The organism is uncultured Roseibium sp. (assembly GCF_947494555.1).
Lineage (GTDB): Bacteria > Pseudomonadota > Alphaproteobacteria > Rhizobiales > Stappiaceae > Roseibium.
In genome coordinates this window covers 601,730-626,116 of the sequence record NZ_CANLVF010000001.1, presented here as the reverse complement: position 1 = coordinate 626,116, position 24,387 = coordinate 601,730, and the positions used below count along the sequence as shown (strand labels likewise).

General features: G+C 56.6%; 27 protein-coding genes. 10 read left to right on the top strand and 17 right to left on the bottom strand.

What is annotated here, in order from left to right; genetic code table 11:
• The first annotated feature begins 29 nt into the window (after nucleotides 1-29).
• Together trxB and Q0915_RS02775 are read left to right on the top strand one after the other, a co-directional pair.
• A complete protein-coding gene (gene trxB / locus Q0915_RS02780) occupies nucleotides 30-998 on the top strand; it encodes a thioredoxin-disulfide reductase (protein ID WP_299473026.1) in 969 nt (322 codons plus the stop codon).
• Nucleotides 999-1,029: 31 nt separating this feature from the next.
• The gene (locus Q0915_RS02775; protein ID WP_299473024.1) at nucleotides 1,030-1,926 is read left to right on the top strand and encodes a LysR family transcriptional regulator; all 897 of its coding nucleotides are present in this window, start codon (nucleotides 1,030-1,032) and stop codon (nucleotides 1,924-1,926) included.
• 448 nt (nucleotides 1,927-2,374) lie between these two features.
• Here Q0915_RS02775 and msrP read toward each other — a convergent pair whose 3' ends face one another.
• On the bottom strand, nucleotides 2,375-3,337 hold the full coding sequence (gene msrP, locus Q0915_RS02770; RefSeq protein ID WP_299473022.1) for a protein-methionine-sulfoxide reductase catalytic subunit MsrP: 963 nt from the start codon (nucleotides 3,335-3,337) through the stop codon (nucleotides 2,375-2,377).
• Between the two features lie 294 nt (nucleotides 3,338-3,631).
• The gene (locus Q0915_RS02765) at nucleotides 3,632-5,695 is read right to left on the bottom strand and encodes an elongation factor G (RefSeq protein ID WP_299473020.1); all 2,064 of its coding nucleotides are present in this window, start codon (nucleotides 5,693-5,695) and stop codon (nucleotides 3,632-3,634) included.
• 427 nt (nucleotides 5,696-6,122) lie between these two features.
• On the opposite strand from Q0915_RS02765, the gene Q0915_RS02760 reads away from it, so the two are divergent.
• Entirely contained in the window at nucleotides 6,123-6,422 is a 300-nt protein-coding gene (locus Q0915_RS02760; protein WP_299473018.1) for a hypothetical protein, read from the top strand.
• 57 nt (nucleotides 6,423-6,479) lie between these two features.
• Here the strand turns inward: Q0915_RS02760 and Q0915_RS02755 are convergent, their stop codons facing one another.
• Together Q0915_RS02755 and Q0915_RS02750 are read right to left on the bottom strand one after the other, a co-directional pair.
• A complete protein-coding gene (locus Q0915_RS02755) occupies nucleotides 6,480-6,959 on the bottom strand; it encodes a DUF992 domain-containing protein (protein ID WP_299473016.1) in 480 nt (159 codons plus the stop codon).
• A gap of 123 nt (nucleotides 6,960-7,082) precedes the next feature.
• The gene (locus tag Q0915_RS02750; protein ID WP_299473014.1) at nucleotides 7,083-7,688 is read right to left on the bottom strand and encodes a hypothetical protein; all 606 of its coding nucleotides are present in this window, start codon (nucleotides 7,686-7,688) and stop codon (nucleotides 7,083-7,085) included.
• A 253-nt stretch (nucleotides 7,689-7,941) separates the two neighbouring features.
• Here Q0915_RS02750 and Q0915_RS02745 point away from each other — a divergent pair, with 253 nt between their 5' ends.
• From Q0915_RS02745 to Q0915_RS02735, 3 genes are all read left to right on the top strand, one after another.
• Nucleotides 7,942-8,970: a glycosyltransferase family 2 protein gene (locus Q0915_RS02745; RefSeq protein ID WP_299473011.1), complete on the top strand. Its 1,029-nt coding sequence runs from the start codon at nucleotides 7,942-7,944 to the stop codon at nucleotides 8,968-8,970.
• Nucleotides 8,936-10,465, top strand: a complete 1,530-nt coding sequence (locus Q0915_RS02740; protein WP_299473010.1) for a hypothetical protein — start codon at nucleotides 8,936-8,938, stop codon at nucleotides 10,463-10,465. The genes Q0915_RS02745 and Q0915_RS02740 overlap by 35 nt, the downstream gene beginning before the upstream one ends.
• 91 nt (nucleotides 10,466-10,556) lie before the next feature.
• Nucleotides 10,557-11,456 carry a hypothetical protein gene (locus Q0915_RS02735; protein ID WP_299473008.1) on the top strand — a complete coding sequence of 300 codons (900 nt, stop codon included), beginning with the start codon at nucleotides 10,557-10,559 and terminating at the stop codon, nucleotides 11,454-11,456.
• A gap of 51 nt (nucleotides 11,457-11,507) precedes the next feature.
• Here the strand turns inward: Q0915_RS02735 and Q0915_RS02730 are convergent, their stop codons facing one another.
• A complete protein-coding gene (locus Q0915_RS02730; RefSeq protein ID WP_299473006.1) occupies nucleotides 11,508-12,707 on the bottom strand; it encodes a pyridoxal phosphate-dependent aminotransferase in 1,200 nt (399 codons plus the stop codon).
• Nucleotides 12,708-12,838: 131 nt separating this feature from the next.
• Nucleotides 12,839-13,987: a hypothetical protein gene (locus tag Q0915_RS02725; protein WP_299473004.1), complete on the bottom strand. Its 1,149-nt coding sequence runs from the start codon at nucleotides 13,985-13,987 to the stop codon at nucleotides 12,839-12,841.
• A gap of 263 nt (nucleotides 13,988-14,250) precedes the next feature.
• Here Q0915_RS02725 and Q0915_RS02720 point away from each other — a divergent pair, with 263 nt between their 5' ends.
• Both Q0915_RS02720 and Q0915_RS02715 read left to right on the top strand, forming a co-directional pair.
• Entirely contained in the window at nucleotides 14,251-14,478 is a 228-nt protein-coding gene (locus Q0915_RS02720; RefSeq protein WP_299473002.1) for a hypothetical protein, read from the top strand.
• A 34-nt stretch (nucleotides 14,479-14,512) separates the two neighbouring features.
• Nucleotides 14,513-14,749, top strand: a complete 237-nt coding sequence (locus Q0915_RS02715) for a hypothetical protein (RefSeq protein ID WP_299473000.1) — start codon at nucleotides 14,513-14,515, stop codon at nucleotides 14,747-14,749.
• Between the two features lie 12 nt (nucleotides 14,750-14,761).
• Here the strand turns inward: Q0915_RS02715 and Q0915_RS02710 are convergent, their stop codons facing one another.
• On the bottom strand, nucleotides 14,762-15,193 hold the full coding sequence (locus Q0915_RS02710; RefSeq protein ID WP_299472999.1) for a YqaA family protein: 432 nt from the start codon (nucleotides 15,191-15,193) through the stop codon (nucleotides 14,762-14,764).
• Between the two features lie 208 nt (nucleotides 15,194-15,401).
• The gene (locus Q0915_RS02705; protein WP_299472998.1) at nucleotides 15,402-15,713 is read right to left on the bottom strand and encodes a LuxR C-terminal-related transcriptional regulator; all 312 of its coding nucleotides are present in this window, start codon (nucleotides 15,711-15,713) and stop codon (nucleotides 15,402-15,404) included.
• Between the two features lie 132 nt (nucleotides 15,714-15,845).
• On the opposite strand from Q0915_RS02705, the gene Q0915_RS02700 reads away from it, so the two are divergent.
• Complete coding sequence (locus tag Q0915_RS02700) at nucleotides 15,846-17,285, top strand: helix-turn-helix transcriptional regulator (protein ID WP_299472996.1); 1,440 nt, start codon at nucleotides 15,846-15,848, stop codon at nucleotides 17,283-17,285.
• 57 nt (nucleotides 17,286-17,342) lie between these two features.
• On the opposite strand, the gene Q0915_RS02695 is transcribed toward Q0915_RS02700, so the two are convergent.
• Nucleotides 17,343-17,741, bottom strand: coding sequence for a helix-turn-helix transcriptional regulator (locus Q0915_RS02695; RefSeq protein WP_299472994.1), 399 nt, complete (start codon nucleotides 17,739-17,741; stop codon nucleotides 17,343-17,345).
• An 18-nt stretch (nucleotides 17,742-17,759) separates the two neighbouring features.
• Here Q0915_RS02695 and Q0915_RS02690 point away from each other — a divergent pair, with 18 nt between their 5' ends.
• Nucleotides 17,760-18,128: a nuclear transport factor 2 family protein gene (locus tag Q0915_RS02690; protein ID WP_299472992.1), complete on the top strand. Its 369-nt coding sequence runs from the start codon at nucleotides 17,760-17,762 to the stop codon at nucleotides 18,126-18,128.
• Nucleotides 18,129-18,209: 81 nt separating this feature from the next.
• Here Q0915_RS02690 and Q0915_RS02685 read toward each other — a convergent pair whose 3' ends face one another.
• The 8 genes from Q0915_RS02685 to Q0915_RS02650 form a co-directional block, all read right to left on the bottom strand.
• Nucleotides 18,210-18,710, bottom strand: coding sequence for a thioredoxin family protein (locus Q0915_RS02685; RefSeq protein ID WP_299472990.1), 501 nt, complete (start codon nucleotides 18,708-18,710; stop codon nucleotides 18,210-18,212).
• A 58-nt stretch (nucleotides 18,711-18,768) separates the two neighbouring features.
• Nucleotides 18,769-19,449 carry a L,D-transpeptidase gene (locus Q0915_RS02680; protein WP_299472988.1) on the bottom strand — a complete coding sequence of 227 codons (681 nt, stop codon included), beginning with the start codon at nucleotides 19,447-19,449 and terminating at the stop codon, nucleotides 18,769-18,771.
• Nucleotides 19,450-19,470: 21 nt separating this feature from the next.
• On the bottom strand, nucleotides 19,471-20,001 hold the full coding sequence (locus tag Q0915_RS02675; RefSeq protein WP_299474662.1) for a L,D-transpeptidase: 531 nt from the start codon (nucleotides 19,999-20,001) through the stop codon (nucleotides 19,471-19,473).
• A 112-nt stretch (nucleotides 20,002-20,113) separates the two neighbouring features.
• Nucleotides 20,114-20,440 (bottom strand): hypothetical protein, encoded by a 327-nt coding sequence (locus Q0915_RS02670; RefSeq protein WP_299472987.1) that lies wholly within the window; start codon nucleotides 20,438-20,440, stop codon nucleotides 20,114-20,116.
• A gap of 119 nt (nucleotides 20,441-20,559) precedes the next feature.
• Entirely contained in the window at nucleotides 20,560-21,282 is a 723-nt protein-coding gene (locus tag Q0915_RS02665; RefSeq protein ID WP_299472984.1) for an aspartate/glutamate racemase family protein, read from the bottom strand.
• Between the two features lie 7 nt (nucleotides 21,283-21,289).
• Nucleotides 21,290-22,129, bottom strand: coding sequence for an ABC transporter permease (locus tag Q0915_RS02660; RefSeq protein WP_299472982.1), 840 nt, complete (start codon nucleotides 22,127-22,129; stop codon nucleotides 21,290-21,292).
• Between the two features lie 2 nt (nucleotides 22,130-22,131).
• A complete protein-coding gene (locus Q0915_RS02655) occupies nucleotides 22,132-23,082 on the bottom strand; it encodes an ABC transporter permease (protein ID WP_299472980.1) in 951 nt (316 codons plus the stop codon).
• On the bottom strand, nucleotides 23,079-24,371 hold the full coding sequence (locus Q0915_RS02650) for an extracellular solute-binding protein (RefSeq protein WP_299472978.1): 1,293 nt from the start codon (nucleotides 24,369-24,371) through the stop codon (nucleotides 23,079-23,081). The genes Q0915_RS02655 and Q0915_RS02650 overlap by 4 nt, the downstream gene beginning before the upstream one ends.
• Nucleotides 24,372-24,387: the final 16 nt, after the last annotated feature.

The window sequence follows — 24,387 nt, the reverse complement described above, 5'->3', positions numbered from 1 at the left end:
ACACAAGAAACACAGGAAAAGATGTCTTCATGAGCACGGAACACAGCAAGCTTTTGATCGTCGGATCGGGCCCTGCAGGGTATACGGCCGCGATCTATGCCGCGCGCGCCATGATCGAACCGACGATGGTCGCCGGCATTCAGCCGGGCGGACAGCTCACGATTACCACCGACGTGGAAAACTATCCGGGTTTTGCCGATCCCGTGATGGGACCCTGGCTCATGGAGCAGATGCAGAAGCAGGCCGAAAACGTCGGCACGAAAATCATCTATGACACCATTGTCAAAGCCGATCTCTCCCAGCGCCCGTTCCGGCTCGAGGCCGATAGCGGAACGGTGTTCACCGCTGACACGCTCGTCATTGCAACCGGAGCCCAGGCCCGTTGGCTCGGCCTGTCGTCCGAACAGGATTACATGGGTGCCGGTGTTTCGGCCTGCGCCACCTGTGACGGCTTTTTCTACCGCAACCGGGAAGTCGTCGTTGTCGGCGGCGGCAATACCGCCGTCGAAGAAGCGCTTTATCTCGCCAATCTGGCCTCCAAGGTCACGCTGGTGCACCGCCGCGACAGCCTGAGGGCGGAAAAAATCCTTCAGGACCGGCTCTTCCAGAACCCGAAGATCGAAGTCATCTGGGATCACCAGGTCGATGAAATTCTGGGCGGCGGCGTTCCCAAAGCCGTGACTGGTGTGCGGCTGAAAAGCACGAAGACCGGCGAATTCAAGGAAATCTCGACCGATGGCGTATTCATCGCGATCGGCCACGCGCCTTCGGTGGAACTTTTCAAGGACCAGCTGACACTCAAGCCGAACGGCTATCTTGAGACGGCACCGGATTCCACGCGGACGTCCATACCTGGCGTCTTTGCGGCAGGAGACGTCACGGACGACATTTATCGCCAGGCGGTGACCGCCGCCGGGATGGGGTGCATGGCCGCTCTTGAAGCTGAAAAGTTTCTGGCCGAACATGAGACGGCATCCACACAACAGGCGGCCGAGTAAAGCCGCCTGAGCGTCCTGCGGAGGGGCACGGATGGATTGGGACAAACTGCGCATATTTCATGCGGCCGCGCAGGCCGGCAGTTTCACGCATGCTGGCGACACGCTGCACATGAGCCAATCGGCAGTAAGCCGTCAGGTGAGCGCCCTGGAACATGATTTGGGCGTTCCCCTCTTTCACCGCCACGCGCGCGGATTGCTGCTGACTGAGCAGGGTGAACTGCTCTACCGCACGGCAAGTGACGTGCTCATGAAACTGGAGTCGGTTCAGTCCAGCCTGACCGACAGCAAGGAAAAGCCCTCCGGCATTCTGCGCGTCACGACCACAGTGGGCCTCGGCTCGACCTGGCTGACATCCCGCATTCGGAGCTTCATCGAGCTTTATCCGGAAGTCGACCTGCATCTGATTTTCGACGACGACGAGTTGGATCTCGGCATGCGCGAGGCCGACGTTGCCATCAGGCTCCGCCAGCCAACACAGCCCGATCTGATCCAGCGCAAACTTTTCACGGTTCATTTCCATGTTTATGCGGCACCGGAATACATTCAGCGTTTTGGAGCGCCATCGACGATAGAAGAAATTGACGAGCACCGGGTCATCACATTCGGAGAACAGGCCCCGGCCTATCTGCGGTCCATGAACTGGCTGGACTCAGCAGGCAGGTCCGCAGGGGAACCGAGGCGGTCCGTGCTGAAAGTCAACAACCTTGTTGCGATCAAACGTGCTGTTCAATCGGGCGTCGGCATCGCGATATTGCCTGACTACATCATTGATCACGCATCGAATCTTGTGCCGGTCCTTACAGAGCAGGAAGACAAGGTTCCCTCGTTCGACACCTATTTCGTGTATCCCTCCGAACTCAAGAATACGGCCCGCGTGAAAGCGTTCCGGGAGTTTTTGCTAACCAGTGCCGAAAAATGGGTGTACTAGCGCGAAACATAATCAACGCCTAGTTTTTAGGCAGAGATTTTCTTGCTGTTTTTTTTGGCAAATTTGCTTCATCCAGATTTAACCTAAGGTATTTTTTGAAAAAAAACCGAATAACTTCAGCCGGTCGCGGATCAGCACAGACGCTAATCAGCTGTAAACAAACAGCATTTTGAAACTGTCTTCGCGCAATGACAAAGCTCTGCAGAAATTGCATACCTGACTTGCACACCTGCCACTTGTTTGTGCAGCTTGTGCACCGCATATAAGCAGCACTGTTGGTCACACGGGGATCACATCCTCCTCCCAGTGATGCCCAGACCAGCTGTTCCCCTCTGGAAGGTGATTCCACTGTATTCAGTGAATCAAAATAAACTGCCGGGTCTTTTAGGACCCGGCTCTTTTTTTGTCCAAAGCAATTTGCAGCGCAATCATACTGCGCGTCGCTTGCTCACATGAATAGCTTCTCACCACTCAGGTTCTGGTAAAGACCGGCAACCTGCTCTTCATAGCCGTTATATAGAAGCGTATCCCGGCGTTCGTCCGTACCGAGAAGTTTTTCACTTGCCTGCGACCAGCGCTGATGCGGCACTTCCGGGTTCACGTTGGCCCAGAAACCATATTCCTTAGGCTGGATTTCTTCCCAGAAACTGACGGGGCGCTTATCGGTAAAGGAAATTCTCACCACCGACTTGATACACTTGAAGCCGTATTTCCAGGGTGTCACCAGGCGAATGGGTGCTCCGAATTGCTTGGCAAGCGGTTTTCCGTAAATGCCGGTTGCCATGAAGGCCAATTCGTTGTTCGCCTCTTCAAGCGTGAGACCTTCCACATAGGGCCAGGGATACCAGCTCTGTTTCTGGCCATTGGCGATGGACGGATCCAGGAATGTTTCGAAGCGGAGATACTTGGCACCCGATTGCGGTCCGGCCAATTTCACCAGTTCGGACAGCGGAAAGCCAGACCACGGCACCGCCATCGACCAGGCTTCGACGCAACGGTGACGATAGAGCCGCTCTTCCAAAGGCATTTTCGACAACAGCGTATCGATGTCGACGATTTGCGGATTGTCGATCATCCCGTCCAGCGTCACCGTCCAGGGCCTGATCTGAAGCTGCTGCGCGGCCGGCCAGATCTGCTTGTGCGACCCGAACTCGTAAAAATTGTTATATTTGGATGCAATGTCCTCGTCCGTCAGATCCCGGTCGAGCGCAAAGGCGGCATTGCGGGAAACCGGATAAAGCCCTGCGCTCGGGTCGTCTTCCGCAAAAGCCGGCTTGATGCCAAGACCAGTACCCAGTAGGACGCCGCCGCCAGCCATTCCGGCAAGGATCTGCCGCCGATTCAAAAAAACGCTTTCAGGTGTGGCCTCGCGCTCGGGTAACTCCCAACTGCGCTTTTTCAAGATGTTCATAGTCAAACTCCTGTTTGCCGAAGACAGAACCGGAATCGGCATTCAAAGGCAAATAACGCAATGGTGACTGTAGGCAAGAAACACGTGTTCCACGGAGAGTTTCCGCGCAAAAAACCGCTTTCTTGTCTTTCGACGGCCGGAAACCAGGTACATGTGAGCAAATGCGCGCCGGGACGAACGCATCCAGGTGGATGTATTAATACGGGACGTGAGATTGACGAGGCTTTGTCTTGTAGAACTTATGAAGAGGGGCTCGGAAGCCCCACTTTGAACCTTTGAAAGCTATGTGTCGCTTTACGCGGCCTGCTTGCCGGAGCGTTGAAGCGCCTGTTCCGCAGCCTTGCCTGAAAGTTCCGCCATATGGTCGAACTCTGAGGTATAGCTCGCGACGCCGGCTGTCGCCGAGCGCAATTCGACAATCAGGTCGCCGATTTCCGCTTCCGGCATCAAGGCCTGGACCTCGTCCCAGCCGGGCCAGTCCGGTCGTGCGTCAAAGCCGAGTAGCTGCCCTCTCCTTGCAGACACGATCGCATTGACTTTCGCTGTGGCATCGTTGGGACAGGCGATGACAACCTTGTGGATCGGTTCGAGCAGGACGGGCTTACAATCCGGCAAACCCTCGCGGATCGCCAATATTCCGGCCATCTTGAACGCCTGGTCGGAACTGTCGACCGAGTGGTACGAACCATCAGTCAGGCAGATTGCTATGTCGGCGACCGGAAAGCCGAAGCTCCCACGCCCAAGCGCGTCCAGAACGCCATCCCGCACAGAAGCGATATACTGTTTGGGAACCACGCCGCCCGTGATCGTGTCCGAAAACTGAATGCCCTCTCCCCTCGGAAGCGGCGAGATTTCCAGCACCACGTCACCGAATTGACCATGGCCTCCGGACTGTTTCTTATGGCGTCCTCTGACCTTGGTCTTGCCACGGATGGTCTCCGCATAGGGCACGTGCGGGGTATGTATCGACACCTCCAGTCCGTATTTCCCCGACAACCTTTCCTGTGCGACGCGCAGATGCATCTCGCCCTGACCTTCCAGCAGGGTCTCCGCCGTTGTCTGGTTCTGGCTTATGGATAGCGAGGGATCTTCCTCGGCAAGTTTCGCAAGTGCTGCCGACAGTCGGACTTCGTCTTTTCTTTGAGCGGCCGCTACGGCCGTGGCCAGCGCAGGGCTACGCCGTTCGACTTTAAAGACACTGCTCAAGTCGCCTTCGTCATGGCTGAGCAGATCCCCGGTTTCCACACCGTCCATTCGTCCGAGCGCGACAAGATCGCCCTTTCCGGCGGTCGCAATCTTGCTGGCCTGTTGGCCAAAGATCGAGAACAGGCCCGATACCTTCACTTCTTCCCGTCCGTTGCGGAACAAGCTGTCTCCGTCGGAAATCTGGCCTTCGAGAACCCGCGCGACGGAAAGTTTGCCGCCATGCTGGGTATGCAGGGTTTTGACCACCTGGAGCGCGGACCGTGGCCCATTGTCCAGGGCCCGGTATTTCAGGACATCCACGCCCGGTGCTTCGTGACGAAGTGCTTTTAAGAGACGGTTGACACCATTGCCGTGATCGGCCGACCCGAAGAATACGGGACATATCAGTCCGTCTCGCATTTCTTTCACAAGGTCTGAGAACACAAGATCACGATCCGGCGCAATATCTTCAAGCAGGGCTTCCATCAGATCATCATCATGATCGGCAAGGTGCTCAAGCATTGTGAACCGGGCTTCGAGTTCGCGCGCCCGGTCTTCATCGGACATGTCGACACGCGTGCTCGTTTCTTTCTCATGATAGACGTGTGCCCGCTCCAGCGCGAGATCGATAAATCCGGTCGCCTGGCCGTCTTCCCAGATCGGAATTTGCCGCAACACAAGCGGTACGGCTGAGGCCGGCTGCAGAACACTCAAGACGTCGCGCACGCGTCGATTGCTCTTGTCGATCTTGTTCAAAAACAAAACCCGCGGGATGGCGCGGGCTTCAAGGGCTTTCAGTATAAGCTGCAAGGCTGGGACCTTGCGCTCATCGTCTTCCGCAACAACAACAGCCAGATCGATACCACTCAGCGCCCCGTCCATTTCGCTCAGGAATTCCACCGATCCGGGACAGTCGACGAAAACGAACCGATCTCCGAGATATTCCGTTTCGGCAATATTGATTTCTACGCTCATCCCGTGTGCGCGTGCTTCCGGCGATGCATCTCCCACCGTATTGCCGTCCGTCACCGTCCCCTGGCGCGCCAATTTGTCCGTTCGCGCAAGCAACGCCTCCAAGAGACTGGTCTTTCCGCTTCCGAACGGACCGACGAGGGCGATGCAGCGCGGCGAACTACCGGCAGCTGATCCTTTTCCGTTTATCGAGTTTGCCATAATGAGCCTCCCGTTTGTTTGAGGGTCTCCCCTTAACAACGCGGCATGGCCGACGAGGGACGCGGGCCTGCCGCGTCTCGCCCGGTTGGGATCGATGCCTGATCCGGCTGCAGTGCGCTTGGACGCCTGTGTAAGACGGCGCATCGACCATGGGCGGTCCATTATCGTCGCGCCGAAGGGGCCCTGAAGGCAAGGGAATCTTACGTCGCAGCGCAGCAATTCACGGCCTGGAAATGCAAACACGGTGCAATTACATGGCCTTGCCCGTTTCGGCTGCAATCACGAAAGGTCTCGGTTCTTGCGATGTCCGCCACGCGACGTTTGCCAATCTTGTCGACACAAGACGGTTCGCGCTAATCTGGTTTGTATAAACCGGGCGCATACCCACCTATTCATAGTGGAAACACAGCACTACGGGTGTACCTGAATGACGTATCGATTGTGCCTTTGGACTGTCACGCTCTTGCTCGCAATGGCATCGCCGGTTGCTGCGCAGAACGTACAGCTTCGTGGATTGCCGCAGCCGGGAACGTCGCTGTTGCCGTCTGCCGAACAGCAGCTCAATCAAAATCTCAATCAGCAGCGAAACGAATTTTCGACGCAGCAACAGATCGACCGTGCCAACAGACTGAACCGTGTCGACCAGATCAACCGTCTCAATGCAGAGCGCAGGAATACGGCAAACCCATGCGCGGGTCCCGGATCGCCCTGCCGCATAGACGACTGAGACCGGATCTCAAGAGCCCGCCCGTTCCATGTTACAGATCGGGCGGGCGGGATGTTCCTAGTTGATCGCTTCGAGTGTCAGTTTGCTGACACCAAGCGTAAGGTTGGTTCCTGTCTGGCTTTCCAGGCTGAAGGGGTTGAGTGCGATTGAACGGTCAAATCCACCTAGTAGCGCATTCGCCTTGATACCTGCTCCCAGGCTGGCCCCGGCCGTCAGACCACCATAAGTTCCGGCGAGCAGTCCAGGCTTGCGGTTGGCAGAAGGTGCCAGCACGCCCCATACAAGCGTCGCCTCTTGGGTTTTTCCGATATCTAGACCGTAGTCACGGACTTCACCACTGTAGTACTCGATTGCCCCGCCATCGGCCGGTTTGAAACTGCAGCCGAGTTTGGCGGTAGACCCGACAATGAAGCTGTGCTCGCCTTCCACTAGGCAATTCAGGGTTCCGATCTCGACTTTCGGACTGTTTTCCGATGCGTGGGCAGGAAGGATCATCGAAAGTGTTGCAGCAGCGAGTGCCGCGCTCAAAAAGCGCATCTTGAAATTCTCCATCTTGAATGGTCCCGTTCGCGGATCACAGGCGCCGGGAGCGATGAAGATATGGGTCCGCTTCACGTCAAAATCTGGGCGGTCCCTGCCTTTCGGGACATTAAAAAAATGTCAGGTCGAAAGCGGCGCGGCGTTCGAGCCTCCCTCAGGCAGCGAGGCAATTCCAGCAATTGCAGGCAGGTTTTTGCTGTCTGCATGACGGGCAAGAAGGAATCTGCGCACTCCGATCAGGATTGTGAGCGTAACGATGACAGGAATGAGACTGCTTTCCGGCGTGAACAGTGCCCAGATCGCTCCTGCCGCACAAAGCGAGAGCAAAATACCGGAGTACCGCCTCCGACACGCACGTGAGACCTGCGTGTCTCCGATGAAGCCACCTCGCGAAAATAGAGAGAGCAGAAAGCCGTTCAGCAACACCGTCAGCAAGACGCCGCTATGAGCGTAGGCGGCAAGAACTGTCCCCAACTCAAAAAACCCAAGTCGAAATACCCCGACAATCAATGGTGTCGCCAGCAAAATGTGACAATTCACGCCCAGCATTATCGGGCTCATCCGGAACTTGCACAGGCCAAAGATCAAGAACACGGTTCCCCCAATCACAGCGCCGGACCACCCTGCAATTTCCAGATCACCGCTTTGCCGCCAGATCAGAATGAATACGAGAGACGGCAGGCTCTCAAAAAGGTCCTGAAGCAACAGTCTTTGTTGAGATCGCATTGATGAATGTCTCCGTGCGGTCAGCGGCCCAACCCGTAATCTTCCTCTTTCGACAACATCCGCAACACCGGATAACAGGCCGGAAGAGTTCAGGATTATCAATTTTTTAAAGTGTAAGACCTAACTCTATCAAACGTAAGGTCAGGACATATTTGGCGGAAACGGGAGCCTGCGAAAACGCTTCCAGCCCTCAAGCTCACTACCTGGTCATGAGCGGAACAAACGTAAACCGGTCTGAAGTTGTGCGCTTTAAATGAAACTGATCGTTCAAATTCCCTGCTACAACGAGGAAAAGACGCTACCGGACGTCGTTTCAGACATCCCGCGGTCCATTCCCGGTATCAGCAAAGTTGAAATTCAGGTCATTGACGACGGCTCCACCGACGGCACGGTGGAAATGGCACGCGCCTGCGGCGTGGACCATATTGTCGAGAACGGGCGAAACAAGGGGCTTGCCCGGAGCTTTCAAAGCGGCATTGAGTCTGCGCTAAGCCTGGGTGCGGACATCATCGTGAACACCGACGGCGACAACCAGTATTCAGGGTCCAGTATCCCGGATTTGGTTGCACCGATTATCCAGAGACAGGCCGATATCGTGGTCGGAGACAGGAAACCGGGCGACAATCCGGAGTTTTCCTGGCTGAAAAGGCAGCTGCAGAAACTGGGCACGCGCGTGGTACGCAATCTTTCCCAGGTGGACGTGGAAGACGCGGTATCGGGCTTTCGGGCCTATTCGCGTGAAGCGGCGTATACAATTAACGTCATGACCCGCTTCAGTTACACGACGGAAACGCTCATTCACGCGGGTCAGCATGGGTTAAGCGTCGTCTCGGTCCCCGTAAAAACCAATCCGACGACACGGCCGTCCCGGCTTGCCGGATCCACTTTCCGTTTTCTCAAGAAACAGATGGTGACGATCCTCAGAAGCTATTTCATGTATCGCTCATTGAATGCTTTTCTGTGGGCTGGCGTACTGATGATCGGCGTTGGGCTGGTGCCGGTACTGAGGTTCCTTTTCTTCTACGCCATCGGCGACGGCGACGGCAGGGTCCAGTCATTGGTTCTGGGCAGCATGTTTCTGCTTGCCGGCTACATCACGGTCGTGATCGCGTTCTTGAGCGATGCTCTTGCCACCAATCGCCGCTTGACAGAAGCCGTACTGGAACGGGTGCGTCGCCTTGAACAGCAGCCGCCGCAGGTGGACACGACTGAGTTGCGGGAAACCTTGCAGATCATGAGACGCTCAGATGACAAAGCCTACCGCGCTCGCAGCTCCAAATGATGCGCTGACCATCTGGCGGGCCATCGACCTGATCCTGATCGGGATGGTGTTCTATGCCGTTCTTGCAAGCGGGATCCTGCAGATCCCCGGCATCGTTCCCTTCGGGCAAAGCATCTACGACGAATACTATCTCGCGCTTCTCGATGGCCACCTGGATATCCCGGCACGCGTCGTTCAGTTGGAAGGGCACTATGCGCCGGACGGCACTACCTATCTCTATCATGGTGTCGGCCCCCTTCTGACGCGGTTTGCGCTCGGGTGGTTCTGGCCGTTTGAAAGCGTCGGGATGGCCCAGTTTTCAATCTGGGCCTGGGCCTGTCTTGGAACGCTCTGCTATCACGCAGCTTTCCTGAAGGCGACTGCACGGGAAATGGAGCAGCTTGGCGACAAAGGACTGGCGCTCAGCAGGTTGCTTTCGCTGGCCGTCTGGTTCAGCAGTCCCGGCCTTCTTCTGGCAGCCAACACATCCTTCTATCACGAGCCTATCGCCCTGGCTTATGCGGCAACAGGAGCGTTTGTTCTCATTTGGGCCAATGTCGCTTTCGACGATTGGCCTTTGTGGCGAACCGCAATCCCCTGTGCTGCGCTGGCAGCGGTCACCCTTCACGCACGTCCGAATGTCGCCATCGGCCTTTATGTGGCCTGTACGCTGTGCCTGGTGTTTCTGGCAGCGACCTCACTCAGGCAAAGCTGGCTCCGGGCCGGGCTGGCCCTGGCGATCCTTGGCGCAAGCGGCGTCGGATTTCTCGGTCTGAATGTTGCCCGCTTCGGCGATGCAACGGAAACACACGGCAGGTACACCAAGGACAGCATTCAATACGGGTTTGTCTTCTGGGGCTATGAGGATCGCGACAGCGCACGCGCGGAAGCTTTCAAGGAACACGGCAAGTTCAACGTGAAGCGGATCCCGCACAATGTCGCGATCTATACACTGGATCTGCCGACCATCCAGGAGTATGTCGATCCGCTTTCCGAACAGGTCCACACATTCGCCAGAAACACGCTCGCCGGAGACCTTGGATTCATCCGAATAGAAAAACCTTTCGCCGGCATCCTGTTTTTGTGGCCACTCTGGCTCGTGTTTGCGCTTTGGTCCTTCAAGGCGCAACGATCTGTCTGGACGAAACTCGCCATTCCCCTGACCGGCGGGCTCGTTCTGGCCTTTTTGACGCTTTCGTACGGCACAATCACGCTTCGCTATCGGATCGATCTTTGGCCGGCGCTCAGCCTCTTCGTTCTCGCCGGACTGTCTGCCGCGATGCCAAGGATCGCCGTCACCCGCAACAAGGCGGCCTGGAAGTGGGGACTGGGGATCTGTTTTCTGGCCGGTCTTGCCATGTCTGCCAACGTGACGGGTCAACTGCGCCAGTTCCGCGTCTCACCCGAAGCCACATCCGTGTGGAGCCTTGAGGAATGCCGCCAACTGGCATCGCTGCGGGACTTTTCAACCGAACAGACCGACACGATATGCCAGCCACCAAGGATCGCCAGATAGACAGCCCAGTGGCTCTGAGGGAAGACTGAGATCTCAGATCCCAGGCACATAGCGAAACCTGCAAAGGGAACACTGTAGCTTGAATGCGCGTTTGAAAACTCTAGCAATTTGGGGCGGCCGGGTCGTGCTGCTCATTGCATTGGGATTCGTCGCGGTTCAGGTCAGATCTCACTGGGCCAGCATTTCCAGCTGGCGCCCGGACGGCACCGATATCGCGCTTCTGGGCGGCTTGTCGATTGCATACGGTGTGTCACTGGTGTTCGTGGTCGAAGGGTGGCACCGCATCGTGGCACTTTATTCGTCCGAGCCGAGAAGCCGGACTTATCCGTCCTTTTCAATGACGCAGATCGCCAAGTACATACCCGGAAACGTGGCGCATCTGGTGGGCCGCGGCCTTTATCTGCGCAGCAGTTCCTTGAGCGATGGTCAGATCGTGAAAGCAACACTTGTGGAACTTGGCGCGATCCCGGCGGGCGCTGTCACGGTGATCGCCTTGCTGGGAAGCATTGGACTGCTGTCCCCTCTCCTGCCCTGGTTACCGTCGTGGCTATGGGTGCTTCTGGCACCAGGACTGGCCCTCGGTGTTCTTGCCGCCCTCGTGCTTGCTCCCAGATTAGGACTGGTCCCGCAATCGTCTACATCCGGTTTGCTTGTGATCGGCACGCTTTCAACGGTTTTCATGGCCCTCCTCGGCCTGACTTTTGCCGCCGTTTTCGGCCTTCTTGCGAACGCTTCTATTGCACCGCTCGCCGGGGCTGCCGTCATCGCCTGGCTCGTCGGCTATCTCACACCTGGAGCACCTGGTGGACTGGGCACACGCGAAGCGGCATTAGTCGCTCTTTTGTGGTCCCTGAACCAGGAGGACGCCGTCCTGATCGCAGCCGGCCTGTTCCGCATCGTGACCACGCTGGGTGACGTGCTCCTGTTTTTGGGGGGCTGGGTGGTATTCTCAGGCGGCGCCACCCGGGACGAGGCATCAAGCAGCCACTAAAAAGGGCGGCAATCGCCGCCCTTCAATTCACGAAATTCAGCGTGTGAAATCCTATTTCAGATTACCGCAGAACCGCTGGATGCGCTGGCAAGCTTCTTCCAGTGCTTCCGTTGAAGTCGCATAGGATATGCGGAAGTTCGGTCCAAGCCCGAAAGCGGATCCATGCACAACGGCAACCCCTTCCGTCTCCAGAAGTTCAGTCACGAAATCAGCATCATTTTCAAGGACTTTGCCTGACGGCGCTGTTTTGCCGATCGTGCCGGCGCAAGACGGGAACACGTAGAACGCACCCTCCGGAACCGGGCAGGATATGCCGTTCGCCTGGTTCAGCATGGAGACGACAAGATCCCTGCGCCCCTTGAACACTTCGTTGTTCTCCGGAATGAAATCCTGAGTTCCTGACAGGGCTTCAACGGCTGCCCACTGCGCGATGGAACAGGGGTTTGACGTCGATTGGGACTGAACCTTGGCCATGGCCTTGATGAGGTCCGCCGGTCCGCCGGCATATCCGATCCTCCAGCCGGTCATGGCGTAGGCTTTTGAGACACCGTTGACCGTCAGCGTACGTTCATAAAGGGCAGGTTCAACCTGCGCCGGCGTTGTAAACTTGAAGTCGTCATAGACCAGGTGTTCGTACATGTCGTCGGTCATGATCCAGACTTGCGGATGCTTGACCAGGACGTCGGTCAACGCCTTCAGTTCCGCCTCGGTGTAGGCGGCCCCGGACGGGTTGGACGGCGAGTTGAAGATCAGCCACTTTGTGCGCGATGTAATCGCCGCATCCAGAGCTTCGGGCGTGATCTTGAAGGTGGTCTTGTCGGCTTCCACAATAACCGGCTCACCGCCCGCGAGCAGAACCATATCCGGATAGCTCACCCAATAGGGTGTCGGGATGATGACTTCGTCGCCCGGGTTAAGAGTAGCGATCAGCGCATTGTAGAGCACCTGCTTGCCACCGGTGCCGACCGTGATCTGGTTCGTGGTATAGGTCAGTCCGTTTTCCCGCTGGAATTTCTCGGCAATCGCCGCCTTGAGTTCGGGAATCCCGTCAACAGCGGTGTACTTCGTTTTGCCATCGTTGATGGCCTTCACGGCCGCCGCCTTGATGTTTTCCGGGGTATCGAAATCCGGCTCGCCAGCACCCAGACCGATCACGTCGCGGCCTGCGGCTTTCAGCTCGCGCGCCTTGTTGGTGACAGCGATGGTCGCAGATGGTTGTACACGCGCCAATGCGTCAGCAAGAAAGCCCATAATGTCCTCCAGGGGGAAACGGAAACAACAGCGCGCGGACCGTAGAACCGTGTGTGCCAGAAGACAAGACCCAATCAACTTCGGCCAAGCTGGCTAAGCAACTTTTTTGGACGGGAAAGAGCTGCGCCGGATCAGCTTCGAGTCTCAAGAATAAGCTTGGGCTCGTCCTTCTCCTCATCAATGAGAGAGCACTTGAACCGCTTCTTCTTTGTCTGACCGCTCAGCGTCGTCACCGATACCGATGCCGGGACATCCGATTCCTGTTTCGCGGCATTGAGCAGCGACTGGAAACTCTCAGCGTCCAGCAGTGAATCGGTAATCTGTCGCTCGTCCAGGCTTTCCGGTGTCAAACTGTAGGTTTTCATGGCTGCCTGATTGGCCGCGATCATCATGCGCGTCTTTGTATTGACCACAAGAATAGGAGCGCTGCACATTTCGAAGACCTGGGCGAAGTCGACATCTCCACCGACATGGCCGGCTGAAAACAGAACGCCACCGACCGTACCACCAAGACGGAAATACATGGCCTCGTACTTAAGGTCGATACTGTCGCCCGGAGCTATGAGGAACTTGCCGCGGCCTGTTGCACTTGCCCGGCGCGTCAGTGCCGCCAGCGACAGCGAAACGATGGTTCGTCCAACCCGGTTCTGGATATGAGCAATGTTCCGGCCGAGGATCAGACGCCTATCTTCGATCTGGAAGCTCTTCAGGAAGCCGTCACTGACAAAGCGCACATAACCGAAATTATCGACCAGCAGTACGATCCGGGAGGACGAGGCAACGAAATGCTGCAGGATCGGCGCCAAACCAAGTGCAATCTTGCCCGGATGGTCATCCGACTCGCCAATGGACGGGAAGCAGATCGCGATTATTCTGCCTTCGGACAATTCATAGCGGTGCGCTACGATTGGTATTCCCGGAATACGGTGATCGGGGCCACCACCAACATCAAACGGACCAGCCTGCCCGTCGCGAATGGCTCCTTGAACCAGCCGCAAGATCGTCTTGCGGTCCTCCGTCGAAAGATGCCGCAGCGCCTCATTTGATGGTGCTTCCTGCAGTTCCTTGACTTCGCTGTTGAAGTTCTGGGACCCCACCTCGTGCCAGAGCAAGGTTTTTTTGTTGATGTCGGCTATGAAAAACTGCAGTCCTGAGAGAGACAGCGCGGGCGCTTCTCCTTCATTTGACTGAGACTGCACACGTGTCTGCTGATCCTCTGCGGATGCCGCGGAATCTTCGGACGTCTTAGGCAATGCGTTCTGCGCTGCGTTGAGTGTCATTCCACGCCTGACCTGTGTTTAGCACGTTCTCCGGGAAAATGACTATTGCGCAAAAATGCAAACAAAGACTGAAGCAGACGACAGAATGAAGGCGATCTTGCCCGGGACTCAATTAAGGGTTTAGCGCCTCAACTGGCAACACGCTCTGATCCCCGTTTGCGCCGCATTATCGTCACGAAAACTCTCAGCGAATGCCTGATTGCAGTCGGTCTGAAGACCCAATTGTTGTCGAAAGTGCCAGCAGGAAGACGATGGAGGTTCCTATGCGGTTTTTGACATCATCGGAAACACCTCAGCAGGAGACAAGGTCTGCGGCTCAACCAGAATTGCTGTTCCTGTTCGCTATCGCGTTTTTGATGTTGATGTCGTTGGCTGTCGCGCCGCTCCTGGCCCTTCCGCTGATTGCTTTCGTTGCTATGGTCGCCGTAACCCGCCAGTTGGGTCTGAGGCTTTACAACGACCTCACCGGGGCGATCGATCAAGACGGTTAGAAACACGAACAAAAAGAAACCGATAAGACTGACAATGGCGAAGAGTGAAGACCTCCCCCTCCGGAAATCCGTTTCCGGACGTAACGACCTGCGCGATGCAAAGCCGCTACTTCAGGCAATCTTTCTGGGAATGGCACTTGCCATTGCATTGGTCGCTGCTGCTGCGATGGCCAGTTCGGATGCGGAAGACAACCCGGGTGCGCAAGGCCCGGCGATTGATCGGCAGGTTACCGGTGACGGGCGGGGGCAGAACTCCGGCCGCGGCGTCTAAAACGCGGCAGCCTCAAATCGCACGTGTCGTGATGACCGCTATAACGGCGTATCTTCCCGTTTTGGCAAGGGCCACCAGGATCAGGAATGGCCAAAAGCGCTCCTTGAGCAAACCGGCGGCCAACGTCAACGGATCTCCGATGATTGGCACCCAACTCAACAGCAGGCTCCAGCGCCCATAGCGATGATACCAACGCGTCGCCTTTTCCAGTTTCTCCACACTCACGGGGAACCATCTGGCGTGCGAATAGGCGGCAGCACCGCGCCCGATCGCCCAATTCACGACGGATCCCAGTGTATTCCCCAGGCTCGCGACAAGCACCAGGACAAGAACCGGTGCACTTTCCAGATATATCAGACTAGAGAGTCCGAGCTCCGATTGTGCAGGCAGCAAGGTTGCGGCGAGAAAGGATATGCTGAAAAGGCCGATCAGACTGACACTCATGATGTCAGTTGCATATACTCACGCCCGCGACGGACGCAAGCGCATGTTCAGTGAAACGACTTGCCCGGTCTGCCCTCAATGAGAGTTGAGCGTCGTCGCGGCAGATCGGAAATTGGCGTTCAATGCGCCCAACACAAGCAGATTTACGAGTGAAGTAGGCGGCTCTCCGGTCTTTACCGGCAAAGCCGACCACATACCTGATTGCGTTTCAGCCCGCGAAGATGTGCGCGTTTCTGAAGATAGCGCTGTTTGCGGCGACGATGGCAACTGCGTTCATGCGGTTCTTGGCACCAAGGCGTGTAATCGCATTCCGGATATGCACTTTCACGGTCGCAGTAGAGACACCCAGTTCGTAAGCGATCTGCTTGTTGACTTTGCCTTCGCACAAAAGCAGCAGAATTTCGAGCTGACGGCTTGTCAATTTGTCGCTCAGGGACTGCATTGCGCGTGTGGCACCCGAAAAGGCCTCATCATGTCCTGTCCGGGCAGTATGTGTGTCGAGAGCAAAATGAGCGTTCATCACTATGTTCCAACCTAGAGCGTTTCCAATTTTTTGATGAGCTCACTTTCATCCAAAGAGCTTATATTGTAAAATGTTAAAGTGTTTATAGAAAATAGCTAAAAATTTGCAATTTACTGACTGGACGCCTCGATGAACAGGAAGCTTTACTCAGGTCACACGCTTCGGCAGATCAGGTCGGAATTTGGACTTTCCCAGACCGAGTTTGCCAAAAAAGTCGGTCTTTCAACCGCTTACGTGAACCAGATCGAAAACAACAACCGGCCAGTCACCGCATCCGTATTGCTGACCATCAATCGCATTTTTGGTGTTGATCTGGCCGCATTCGAAAAGAACGATCTCGATCGGGTTGTTCAGGATCTGCAGGAAGTCTTCGCCGATACGCAGTTTCATACGTCTTCCGTGAACCGGCAGGAAATTCAGGAACTTGTCACCCGCGCCCCCGCCGTAACACAAGCGATCATGGACCTCTACGGCGCTTTGCGCAGTTACCATGACAGGGATGTGCTGGAAGACGACCTTGTCCAGATGAGCGGCGAAGAAACGGCCGCCGACGGCATTCGCAAGTCAGCCTATGACGAGGTGAGAGACTTCTTCCATTACACAGACAATTATGTCGACAGTCTCGACCGGGCCGCCGAAAAACTCGCGCACGAAATCGGGCTTAACGCATGCGAGGACAAGTTCGACCGGTTGACCGGCTGGCTTAGACAGCGTTTCGACATTTCGGTGGACCAGCGGCAGGACTACGGAGGCACGCTGATACGCCATCAGGAATATACGCGCACGATCTCGATTTATCGTGCAGTCCCTCAGTCGACCAAAAACTTTCTGCTGGGATCGGTGATCGCGGAACTATGCGTGAAGGATCTGATTGCCGGGGAGGTAAGGCGCGCGAGCTTCCGAACCGGTTCGGCTGAGAGCATTGCGACGCTCGCGCTGCGCAACTATTTTTCCGGCGCGCTTATATTGCCCTACGATGATTTTCTGAGAACGGCAACGAAATGCCGGCATGACATTCAGCTTCTGTCGAACACGATGGATGCCAGTATCGAAACCGTGTGCCACCGGCTGTCGACCCTTCAGCGTCCCGGTGCAAACGGTCTCCCGTTTTATTTCGTCAAAATTGACCGCGCCGGGAACGTCGTCAAGCGGCACAGCGCAACACGCTTTCAGTTTGCACGCTTCGGCGGATCGTGTCCGCGCTGGAACGTTCACCAGGCCTTTGAGCAGAATTCGAACAAGTTCACCGCTCAGATCGCGCAGATGCCCGACGGTGTGGAGTATCTGTGCATCGCGACCAGTGTTACCAAACATCAGCCGGACTATCAGACTGGCGAACGCCGGTATGCGCTCGGTATTGGCTGTGAAGTCAATTACGCCGATGCCATTGTTTACGCCGATGGCTTGGCAGTGAATGAAGTTTCCGATCCTGAGCCGATCGGAGTGAACTGCCGCATCTGCCCGCGAGACGATTGCGATCAGCGCGCCTTTCCGGCCATCGGCAAGGAGCCGTTCATCGATCCCGGACAACGCGGCATCGTTCCTTACAGGGTCAAAGCGGCCGAGTAGACCCGATCCTTTATCCATCCTCGGATGGATTGTGCGCCAAAAGTCCTATCGGTAGTGTCACTGCGTTGCGCGCGCAGCCGCCATGACCGCACGTCGCGACCGGAGGTTCAGCCGTTGCAGAACCGCATGTACGTGATCTTTTACGGTGGCGATGCTAATGCCGAATTCCTTCGCAATTTCCCTGTTCGACTTGCCCGCGATGATCAAGCGGGCGACGTCCTTCTGGCGCGGCGTGAGCGGTGCCAGAAAGCCGGGATCCTCGCCTTGGCCGACAATCGTGATCAGCGGTGCTCCGATTGTCCGGCTGGCTTCAAGATCAATCTTCAGTTTTGCGCCGCGTGCCGCAAGCGGCGCCAGTGCTTCAATGACCGAGACGGGAATAGGCGCTTGCGGCGTTTCCCGCAGGTCGTCCAATGCGTTTTTCAACGCGTCAACCACCTCAGCATCCACCGACATCCGCGAAAGGTCTCCTTCATGAGCAAACTGCCCCTGGACATTGCAAACTTCTTTCTGGCAATGCAAGCCGGTCCTTCCGGCGCTGAAATGCTCGGCTCGTTTTTTGCCGATGACGCTGTCTATTCCGAACCTTTTTCCGGTCTGACAGAGCCTCATCGCGGACGCGACGCCATTCTGGCCGCTTTTGCGGCAAGCCGGAGCGAAGATTTCAGTGACGCCGTCATCAATCTCGGCGCGGTTGAAGTCGAGGCCGAGACCATCACGGTCAAATGGACTTGTTACTCCAAGGCCATACCGGGCGGCAGCGGCAGCGGCACCAACGTCTTCACCATCGCAAACGGCAAGATCGCCTCCCTGGTAACGACCCTCGACATGCCTGAGACCTGATTGCTAAAGGCCTAGAGCGGTCCCAGCTAAGCTTGAACCGCTCTATTGAGCTGCATTTGCCGCGATAACTGTCGCAGCAGGCTAGCTGTCCAGAAGGTTCTGGAAATGGTTCCTCAGCTCGTATGCACCTCGCTGTCCCTGCAGCACTTCCTGCAATTCGCCCTTCCCGTCGAACAGGAGCAAAGTGACATGCGGGACGCCGTACCGGTTGGCGAAGGTCTTGCCCTTGGCCGTCCGGATATTGGCAACGACGTAGTCGAGCTTCTCTTCCTCGAACATATCGAGCGCCTTGCGGGTGTCGACCTGCAGCGATCTGCAGAGCGAACACTGCGGATCATGGATCTGCACAATCGTCGGGCGGCCGTTACCGACGCGCGTGAGATCGTGCTCATGGCGCATGTTCGCGTGGTTACTTGCAAAAACATACCCCGTGCCACCCACGAGGATGGCACCTATGCCGATATTCCGGCCGAGGCGCAGAAAATTCCGCCGCCCCTGATCGGTTTCCGCTTTTGAAGTCGTACCGGCGGTCTGCCGGGACTTTTTGTCCCGGGCTTTTGGAGACTTGCGTTGCTTTTTCATAATTCACCTTTTGAAAGGCTGGCGCAGGGTGCAGGTTGCTGGCCCTCGCGCGCAATAATCACGTCACGACGATTGCGGCACCTGGCCGGACCCGGTCGAATAGATCGATGACATCCTGATTGATCAGGCGAACGCAGCCCGAGGACACCGCCTTGCCGATGGAGGCAGGTTCGTTGGTGCCATGAAGCCGGTAGAGCGTGTCGACATTGCCCTGAAATATGTAAAGGGCACGTGCGCCGAGCGGGTTCCCGAGCCCCGGCTGCATGCCGCCATTGCGAGCACTGTACTTTTCCAGTTCAGGCTCACGCGCGATCATTTCATCCGGCGGTGTCCAGGTGGGCCAGGGCCGTTTCCAGGCAATTCGCGCCCGTCCGGACCACTCAAACCCCTGACGGCCAAGACCGACGCCGTATCGCATCGCTGTTCCACTTGGCTCGACAAGATAGAGATAGAAATCCCTGGTATCGACGATGACCGTCCCGGGGGCCTCGCTGCTGCGATAAGAAATGCGCTGACGCCTGAATTTAGGCGCAAGCACCCTCGGATCGATTGCCGGAAGCGGAAACTGCTCCTGCGATCTGGGACCGTAGTTCTGCAGGAAACTGGCATCCACACGCGGCTGCTCAGGTGCTCCAACCGGAGCACGACTGGTTGTCGTTGTTGAACAGCCCGCAAGTGTCAGGCCGGCCAATGCAAACCCGCCACGAAGCACGCGACGCCGTGTCACGAAGTTACTCATCGATGATGTATCCGGATCGCGCTAAAGAACCACAACCTGCGTTCCAAGGGGAACGCGCGTGTACAGATCGATGACATGGTCATTGATCATGCGGATACATCCGTTCGAAACCGAACGTCCGATCGACCAGGGCTGAGTGGTGCCGTGAATGCGGTAATAGGTATCGCGCCCGTTCTTATAGAGATAGAGCGCGCGCGCACCCAGCGGATTGTTGATCCCACCTGGAACACCACCGGCATAGCGCGCATATTTTTGCGGCTCGCGGCGGATCATGTTTTTAGTCGGCGTCCAGCGCGGCCATTCTGCCTTGCGTTCGACGGTCGCCTGCCCCCGGAATGCCAGACCTGCTTTGCCGACACCGACGCCGTAGCGGCGCGCACGTCCCCAGCGTTCCATCAGGTACAGATAATGATTCCGAGGATCGACCACGATTGTTCCAGGCGCGTAATTCATCGAAAAGAACACGCGCTGCGGCACATATTGCGGAGCGAGTTTGAAGTTCTTGTATTTCTTGGTGTGGTGCGCCCGCGCAAGGCCTGGCTGCGCCACCAAAAGCGCTGCGGCTCCACCGAGCAGCAAATCCCGTTTATTTAACACGATAATATCTCCTGAAATTCCAATGCTTTATGGGCGGACGCTCAGGTCCGCCGCTTCATTCGGAATGTCAGGAATTGGGTGGCTTGGGTTCCAGCCGTTTCTGCGCGGAGGCCTGTTGACGGTGTAATGCCCAGTCGGGATGATCCTGTCCCTTGAGAGAGACAGACATGACCGATGCCATCACCGCCTTGCATTCGGAATTCTTGCAGAAAGAGGGCTTGGTTTCGGCGACCGGCTGTTCATCGCAACACTCGTCTTCCGACAATTGCGAATCCGCCTGGTCCATCGACATGATCACCTGTGCTTCAGTTTCAGACACATCGACGGCACCGCGTGCAAAACCCTGTTGCACGCCGGCTATCAAAAGGCCGACAATGAGTAAAATCCGAAACATGAACAACAATTTACCGAAGCGGGTTAACGAAACCTAGACACGCAGCTTCACACTATTGTGAGGAGCACGAGAGCATTTGATCTCCGCGGAGAGCTCGCTGGCGCATGCGCCACTGCCATTCACGGTCCGAATTCAAGCGAGGTTTCGAGGCCGGACACCGTCTCCATACGGCTGAGATCGATAGCGGCCTCTGCCAGCCGGGTCGCAGCCGCGACACCATCGATAACCGGCACTTTGAACTCATCGGCCAATTCGCGTGCAAGATCCGCCATTCCTGCGCACCCGAGCGCAATGGCGCCGGCTTCGTCCTCGGCAAGCGCCTTGGCGATCTCGCTGCGGATTTTGCGTTTCGCCTCCAAGCCCGCCTCTTCAAGCTCCAGTACGGGCACGCTCGAGGCGCGAACCCTGCCGCACCGATGCGCAAGGCCCTGCCGCTTCAGGTTTTCTTCCAGAACCGGAACTGAAACAGGCAATGTGGTGACGACGGAAAACATCTCGGCTCTCAGAGCTGCCAGATAATAGGCGGCTTCGCCGATACCAAGCACGGGAATTTTCAATCGCCTCTTGAGGGGCCACAATCCGGTGTCGTCAAAGCAGGCAATGATGAGGGCATCATATCCGACGCCGGATGCCATAGCCTCATCGACGAGCGCATAAAGCCCCGGCAGCGCCGCCTCTCCATCAATTGGGCCTTGGATGGCAGCAGGCCCGGACACGGGGTTGATGGCCGTTATTCGGGTCTCCGCTGCCGACGCGGACCGGGCGCAAGTGCCGATTTTCTCTGTCATCGAAACCGTCGTGTTGGGATTGATGACCAGAATGTGCTTTGGGGCCGATGTCATGCGGACCTCATACCAGACCACGTCCGGCATCTGACCCGTGACGTGCCTGCCTGCGGCGCAACAGGGCGAATCCTCCCAGGAAGGATCCGATGATGATCAGCGAAAACACGGTTGTCAGGGTCCCCAAGGCATAAAGAACGGGCGACGTGACATTGGTGGTCATGCCGAAAATCTCCAACGGCAGCGTGTTGTAGGAACCGCTGGTCAGAAGCGTTCGTGCAAACTCATCGTAGGACAGCGTGAAGCCGAACAGCGCGACACCGATCAGCATGGGCGCAATGATCGGAAGAACCACGAACCGGATCGTTTGCCACGACGTGGCACCCAGATCCCGCGCTGCTTCCTCATAGGACTTGTCGAACCGGTTGAACACGGCAAACATGATCAGAAGACCGAACGGAAGCGTCCAGGTGAGCTGCGCGCCAAATCCCGAGGTCGACCAGTGCACTTCCCAGTCGAGAATGTTGAAGATCAGCCCAACGCCGAGCGACACGAGAATGGACGGAATGATCAGACTGGCGACGATCACGTAGAACAGCAGGCTCGAGCCGCGAAACCGGTTCCGGAAGGCAAGCCCGCCCATGACCGACACCACCACCGTTACGCTCATCACCATCAGGCCCAGAAGAAGCGACCTTCGAAACGAGCCCCAGATATCGCCGACAGCCTGTTCTTCGAACAGATCGTAGAACCAGTGGACGGAAACACCATTCATCGGGAAGGTCAGCCCCCCTTGCGGACCCTGGAACGAGAGTATCCCGATCGTGACGACGGGTCCGTAGAGAAACAGCAGGAACAGCACAAAGAAAGCGGCAAGAGCGTAGAAGGAGCGGCTTCTTGGTTCCATGATCAAAGCTCCTTTCTGATGTCGACGAAACGCATCATGATGCCGATCATCAGGAGAACCGTGCACAGAAGCACCACGGAGGATGCCGCAGCTGCCGGGTACTGCAGCAGGGATATTTCGTTTGAGATGATCCGCCCGACGGAGGCGCTCTGGCCACCGGACATGTGCCGGACCGTGATGAAGTCACCCATCACAAGCGTTACAACGAAGATCGACCCGATCATGATGCCCGGCTTGGACAGCGGCAGGATGACATTGAAAAGGATCTGAACACCGCTGGCCCCGGCATCGCGTGCAGCTTCAATCAGCGATTTGTCGATGCGCATCATGGTGTTGAAAATCGGAACAACCATGAACAGCGCATAAAGGTGGACAAACGCAAGCACGACCGCGAAGTCCGAGTAAAGAAGCCATTCAAGTGGCGCGTCGATCACGCCTAGCTGTATCAGCGTCGAGTTGGCAATTCCGTTTCGTCCGAGGAACGGTATCCACGAAATCATGCGGATGATGTTGGATGTCCAGAACGGGATCGTGCACAGCAGAAAGAGTGCGACCTGCATCGGCAGGGTTTGAACGTGAAACGCAAGAAAATAGGCAATAGTGAATCCGATCGCGGCGCAGAAGACCCAGGTCAGGGCCATGAACTTGAGCGTCTTCAGATAGGTCGCCAGGGTCACCGGTGAGGTCAGATGATAAATGTAATTGTCGAATATGAAATCCGGAAAGAAGGACCACTCGTTGTAGTTCCAGAAACTGACAACAACGATGATCGCGATCGGCAACAGCAAAAAGAAACCGAGGATGCAGACCAGCGGCGTTGCCAGCAGCCAACTGACACGCTCCGCCAGCCTGGACGGGTCCAGGCGTCGTGGTCTTGCAGAACTTGAAGAGGATTTCTGATCGCCCCCTGCCCGGCCATCCGCCGGGCAGGAAGCTGCTCGTGAATTCATCATGCTGCGATGAACTCGTTCCACTTGCGCACCATGTACTGGTTTTCGTCCATGACTGCGTTCCAGCAGGCAACGGCACCCATGCGCTCCAGGAACGCACCACCATCGCGTACGGAACCGGCTTTTTCCATGACATCACCGTACGGATTGACGATGTCTTCCGTTGCCGGTTTGCCTTCGAACCAGAAGCCCCACTCGTTTTCGGACATATAGTTCTTCGACGTTTCCGGAACCGCGGAGTAATAGCCCTGGCGCATCAGGAAGCCGCCGACCCAGCCGTCGAGATACCAGTTGATGTATTCATAAGCCGCATCCAGCTCGAGGCCGGACAGGTTCTTGGACAGGCCGATGCCGCCGCCCCAGGAGCGGTAGCCTTCTTTCAGTGGCTGATAGACGCAAGGGATACCCTTGGAACGGACCGCCGTGATGGCCGGCGACCACATGGACTGAATAACAACTTCGCCCGACGCCATCAGGTTGACGCTCTCGTCGAAGGATTTCCAGAAGGCGCGGAACTGTCCGTTCTTTTTGGCCTCGGTGAAGATCGCCATGGTCTGGTCGATCTCTTCCTTGGTCATGTTGCCCTTGTCGCCGTAGTTGATTTCACCCATGGCTTCACACACCATTGCCGCATCCATGATGCCAATGGAGGAAATATCCAGAATGGAGGCCTTGCCCTTGAATTCCGGATTCAGCAATTCAGTCCAGCTTTCGATCGGGCGGCCAATCAGGTCGGGCCGGATACCGAGCGTGTCGGCATTGTAGATTGTCGGGATCAGGGTCATCCAGCCCGTTTCTTCCGGCATGAAGGTCTTGCCGTCAGGGCCGTCGACGAAACCGACGGTGTGCGGCGCAGTGCCTTGCGCGATCGTGGATTCAGGCGTCAGTTTGCCGCTTTTGAAGATACCCACGATCTTGTCGTAATTCTTGATCTTGGACGTTTCCATCGGCTGCAGATTGCCGGCGCCCCAGACCTTCTTGCAGATCCAGTATTCGATGTCCGCAATGTCAAAGGATTTCGGCTGGGTCGCCGCTCTCTGGGTCACGCTGTCGCTGTCCAGTGCGGTCATCTCAAGCGTGAAACCGAGATCTTCCTTCACCTTGGCGGCAACTTCATTCAGGTTTGACACGCCAGTACCGAACTGGCGGAGCGTCACATCCTTGATGTTCTGAGCCCAGATTGTCGGAAAACCGGTGACGGCTCCTGAACCGAGCGCGGCACCCGCGGCAGCTGCACCGCCCTTGAGAATGCTTCGGCGGCTGACGCCTTTCCTGTCTACTTTGCTGCTCATTGCTCTACTCCTCTTC

Coding starts and splice junctions, on each gene's coding strand:
- trxB (WP_299473026.1), top strand. CDS start 30: ATGAGCACGGAACACAGCAAGCTTTTGATCGTCGGATCGGGCCCTGCA.
- Q0915_RS02775 (WP_299473024.1), top strand. CDS start 1,030: ATGGATTGGGACAAACTGCGCATATTTCATGCGGCCGCGCAGGCCGGC.
- msrP (WP_299473022.1), bottom strand. CDS start 3,337: ATGAACATCTTGAAAAAGCGCAGTTGGGAGTTACCCGAGCGCGAGGCC.
- Q0915_RS02765 (WP_299473020.1), bottom strand. CDS start 5,695: ATGGCAAACTCGATAAACGGAAAAGGATCAGCTGCCGGTAGTTCGCCG.
- Q0915_RS02760 (WP_299473018.1), top strand. CDS start 6,123: ATGACGTATCGATTGTGCCTTTGGACTGTCACGCTCTTGCTCGCAATG.
- Q0915_RS02755 (WP_299473016.1), bottom strand. CDS start 6,959: ATGCGCTTTTTGAGCGCGGCACTCGCTGCTGCAACACTTTCGATGATC.
- Q0915_RS02750 (WP_299473014.1), bottom strand. CDS start 7,688: ATGCGATCTCAACAAAGACTGTTGCTTCAGGACCTTTTTGAGAGCCTG.
- Q0915_RS02745 (WP_299473011.1), top strand. CDS start 7,942: ATGAAACTGATCGTTCAAATTCCCTGCTACAACGAGGAAAAGACGCTA.
- Q0915_RS02740 (WP_299473010.1), top strand. CDS start 8,936: ATGACAAAGCCTACCGCGCTCGCAGCTCCAAATGATGCGCTGACCATC.
- Q0915_RS02730 (WP_299473006.1), bottom strand. CDS start 12,707: ATGGGCTTTCTTGCTGACGCATTGGCGCGTGTACAACCATCTGCGACC.
- Q0915_RS02725 (WP_299473004.1), bottom strand. CDS start 13,987: ATGACACTCAACGCAGCGCAGAACGCATTGCCTAAGACGTCCGAAGAT.
- Q0915_RS02720 (WP_299473002.1), top strand. CDS start 14,251: ATGCGGTTTTTGACATCATCGGAAACACCTCAGCAGGAGACAAGGTCT.
- Q0915_RS02715 (WP_299473000.1), top strand. CDS start 14,513: ATGGCGAAGAGTGAAGACCTCCCCCTCCGGAAATCCGTTTCCGGACGT.
- Q0915_RS02710 (WP_299472999.1), bottom strand. CDS start 15,193: ATGAGTGTCAGTCTGATCGGCCTTTTCAGCATATCCTTTCTCGCCGCA.
- Q0915_RS02705 (WP_299472998.1), bottom strand. CDS start 15,713: ATGAACGCTCATTTTGCTCTCGACACACATACTGCCCGGACAGGACAT.
- Q0915_RS02700 (WP_299472996.1), top strand. CDS start 15,846: ATGAACAGGAAGCTTTACTCAGGTCACACGCTTCGGCAGATCAGGTCG.
- Q0915_RS02695 (WP_299472994.1), bottom strand. CDS start 17,741: ATGTCGGTGGATGCTGAGGTGGTTGACGCGTTGAAAAACGCATTGGAC.
- Q0915_RS02690 (WP_299472992.1), top strand. CDS start 17,760: ATGAGCAAACTGCCCCTGGACATTGCAAACTTCTTTCTGGCAATGCAA.
- Q0915_RS02685 (WP_299472990.1), bottom strand. CDS start 18,710: ATGAAAAAGCAACGCAAGTCTCCAAAAGCCCGGGACAAAAAGTCCCGG.
- Q0915_RS02680 (WP_299472988.1), bottom strand. CDS start 19,449: ATGAGTAACTTCGTGACACGGCGTCGCGTGCTTCGTGGCGGGTTTGCA.
- Q0915_RS02670 (WP_299472987.1), bottom strand. CDS start 20,440: ATGTTTCGGATTTTACTCATTGTCGGCCTTTTGATAGCCGGCGTGCAA.
- Q0915_RS02665 (WP_299472984.1), bottom strand. CDS start 21,282: ATGACATCGGCCCCAAAGCACATTCTGGTCATCAATCCCAACACGACG.
- Q0915_RS02660 (WP_299472982.1), bottom strand. CDS start 22,129: ATGGAACCAAGAAGCCGCTCCTTCTACGCTCTTGCCGCTTTCTTTGTG.
- Q0915_RS02655 (WP_299472980.1), bottom strand. CDS start 23,082: ATGATGAATTCACGAGCAGCTTCCTGCCCGGCGGATGGCCGGGCAGGG.
- Q0915_RS02650 (WP_299472978.1), bottom strand. CDS start 24,371: ATGAGCAGCAAAGTAGACAGGAAAGGCGTCAGCCGCCGAAGCATTCTC.